The organism is Chamaesiphon sp. VAR_48_metabat_135_sub (assembly GCF_031418915.1).
In the GTDB taxonomy this organism is placed as follows: Bacteria; Cyanobacteriota; Cyanobacteriia; order Cyanobacteriales; family Chamaesiphonaceae; genus Chamaesiphon.
On sequence record NZ_JANOJV010000050.1, the window covers coordinates 1 to 1,687 of the forward strand.

General features: G+C 49.4%; 1 protein-coding gene. It reads right to left on the reverse strand.

The features are described from left to right. On the reverse strand, positions 1–1,687 hold a 1,687-nt coding region (locus RMO55_RS03595), incomplete at both ends, for a glutamate synthase central domain-containing protein (protein WP_310423634.1).

The window sequence follows — 1,687 nt, forward strand, 5'->3', positions numbered from 1 at the left end:
CCGCGACGCGGTGCGGGTAAAGTATTTATCGATCGTGATTTGATTCAAGCCAACAGCTTCAAATATCTGGGCACCGCGATAACTTTGGATCGTGGAAATACCAATTTTAGACGCAACTTTAGTTACGCCTTTGGTGGCTGCTTTAATGTAGTTTTTAACAGCGGTGGGATAATCGACATCGAGCAAGATTTTCTGATTAATTAAATCCTCTATCGTTTCAAATGCCAAGTAAGGATTAATCGCCCCACAACCATAACAAATAAAGGTTGCAAAGTGATGAACTTCACGGGGTTCGCCGGATTCTAATACCAAGCCGACGCGAGTACGAGTACCCGTGCGAATTAGGTGATGATGCAAGCCAGCAACAGCTAGTAAAGCCGGAATTGATGCAGTCTCAGCATTCACACCGCGATCGCTCAAAATTAGAATACTGATGCCGGATTCGATCGCTTTATCTGCGGCTGCAAAAATCACATCTAAGGCTGCTTCCAGACCTTTCACCCCATCTTTAGGGTTGAATAACATTGGAATAGTGACAGAGCTAAATCCATCGGTGTGAAGGTACTTTAATTTGTTCAATTCCGAATCAGTTAAAATCGGTGTTTTCAGCGCGATCAGATGACAACTTTCTGGCTCAGGTTTGAGTAAATTCCGTTCAGATCCAATCGTCGTCTGCGCTGAAGTCACGATTTCCTCACGAATAGAATCGATCGGCGGGTTGGTAACTTGGGCGAATAACTGTTGGAAGTAATCGTAGAGTAACTTTGGTCGATCGGACAACACCGCCAACGGTGTATCAGTCCCCATCGAACCCGTTGCTTCCACCCCATCCCGCGCCATCGGCGTAATCAGCATCCGCAATTCTTCAAACGTATAGCCAAACGCCATTTGACGCTGGAGAATCCCCCCTAACCCCCCTTGGGAAGGGGGGGACAAGAGAGACTCTGCTCCTGCTCCCCCCTTATTAAGGGGGGTTGGGGGGGATTCAGGACTCGCGATGTCCTCTAGTCGTACCAAATGCTCGTCCAACCACTCCTGATAAGGATGTGCGCTAGTAATCTCATGCTTGATCTCCTCATCACTGACAATCCGCCCAGCCACAGTATCCACCATGAACATCTTCCCTGGCTCCAACCGTCCCTTCGCCACCACTTTTTCCGGTGGAATCGTCAGCACACCTGCTTCCGAAGCCATAATCACCAGATCGTCAGTCGTCACATAATAACGTCCTGGGCGCAATCCATTTCGATCGAGTACCGCCCCGATCGAGCTACCATCAGTAAAGGCGATCGAAGCTGGGCCATCCCACGGCTCCATCAAGCAGGAATGGTACTCATAAAACGCCTTCTTCTCCGCGCTCATCGACTCATGCGCCGTCCACGGTTCGGGCACCATCATCATCATCGCATGGGGCAAGCTGCGACCGGAAAGGGTCAATAATTCCAGGGCATTATCAAAGATCGTCGAGTCACTACCATCGACATTAATCGCAGGTTTAATCTTATCAATATCATCGCCGAATAAATCCGACGCAAATAGCGACTGTCGCGCCGTCATCCAGTTAATATTGCCGCGCATGGTATTGATTTCACCATTGTGGGCGATGTAGCGATAGGGATGCGCCCGCTCCCAACTGGGGAAAGTATTGGTACTAAACCGCGAATGCACCAACGCCAACGCGCTCTCC